This window comes from Halorubrum sp. SS7 (assembly GCF_005435055.1).
GTDB lineage: Archaea > Halobacteriota > Halobacteria > Halobacteriales > Haloferacaceae > Halorubrum > Halorubrum salinarum.
Genome location: NZ_SGXV01000164.1, coordinates 1 through 852, shown reverse-complemented (window position 1 = coordinate 852; position 852 = coordinate 1). Strand labels below are relative to the sequence as shown.

Sequence of the window (852 nt, the reverse complement as noted above, 5' to 3'; positions counted from 1 at the left end):
CTCGACTAAGGCGTCGTGGACGCGCGCGCCCCACCCGCCCTCGGTCCGGAGGACGCGCTTCGTCGTCCCGCGCTCCGAGACGGTCCGGATCAGGGCGTCGGTGTCGAGGTCGATCGCGCGCACGTAGTCGACGATCTCACGGCGCGCGTCGCTGTCTAACTCCCGGACGCTCTGATCGCGGACGTGGACGTGGTAGCCGCGCCCGCCGGAGAAGACGACGGTCAACATCCGAATGACGGAGTCGTTCCTCGCCGACGTCGACGCGACGTGGAAGGACCTCGGATACAATAGTCGGAGCGAGTTCGTGCGCGACGTGCTCCGCGACGCGGTGAAACACCCGGAGTTCGATCGCGCCGACCTCAAGGCGGTCGCCGCGAGCGAAGTCGACATCCAGCAGGGCCGCACCCGCGACAGCGACGCGATCAAAGCCGAGTACGGTAGCGACGGCGACGGCGATCGATGAGCGACGGGTGGGACTGGCGGTTCACCGACCGGTCGGAGCGACAGCTTGCGGCGCTCGACGACCACGCCCGCGACCGGATCCTCTCGAAGCTCGACGAGGTCGTCACCGACCAGTGGCGGGACCCGACCGATCACCTCGAACCGCTCGCCGGCGCTCCGCACCAGAAACTCCGGATCGGTCAGTTTCGGCTCGCGTGTCGGGCAGACCGCGACCGAGAGATACTGTTCGTTGTCGCCATCCGGAAGCGCGGCGGCGACGCGTACCGAGACGACGATTGAACGTCCGGCGCGATCGCCACGAGCGAGGCATCTAGATTTATAACTTTACGCTCGCCGCGACCTCCCGGAACTCCGGGTCCCAGGCGTCGAGCGCGTGGACGCGCCACCGGA

The 852-nt window shown here is 68.0% G+C and carries 2 protein-coding genes and 1 pseudogene; 2 read left to right on the top strand and 1 reads right to left on the bottom strand.

The features are described from left to right. A pseudogene (locus tag EXE44_RS17370) lies at window positions 1–225 on the bottom strand (DNA primase small subunit domain-containing protein); the annotation flags it as partial. Between the two features lie 7 nt (window positions 226–232). Here EXE44_RS17370 and EXE44_RS17365 point away from each other — a divergent pair. Together EXE44_RS17365 and EXE44_RS17360 are read left to right on the top strand one after the other, a co-directional pair. After that, window positions 233–463, top strand: coding sequence for a ribbon-helix-helix domain-containing protein (locus EXE44_RS17365; RefSeq protein ID WP_137718003.1), 231 nt, complete (start codon window positions 233–235; stop codon window positions 461–463). Beyond that, a complete protein-coding gene (locus tag EXE44_RS17360) occupies window positions 460–741 on the top strand; it encodes a type II toxin-antitoxin system RelE/ParE family toxin (protein ID WP_092919350.1) in 282 nt (93 codons plus the stop codon). The genes EXE44_RS17365 and EXE44_RS17360 overlap by 4 nt, the downstream gene beginning before the upstream one ends. Window positions 742–852: the final 111 nt, after the last annotated feature.

What these genes read in the sequence shown, in the direction of transcription:
- EXE44_RS17360 (WP_092919350.1), top strand. Translation starts at nt 460, where the DNA reads ATGAGCGACGGGTGGGACTGGCGGTTCACCGACCGGTCGGAGCGACAG.
- EXE44_RS17365 (WP_137718003.1), top strand. Translation starts at nt 233, where the DNA reads ATGACGGAGTCGTTCCTCGCCGACGTCGACGCGACGTGGAAGGACCTC.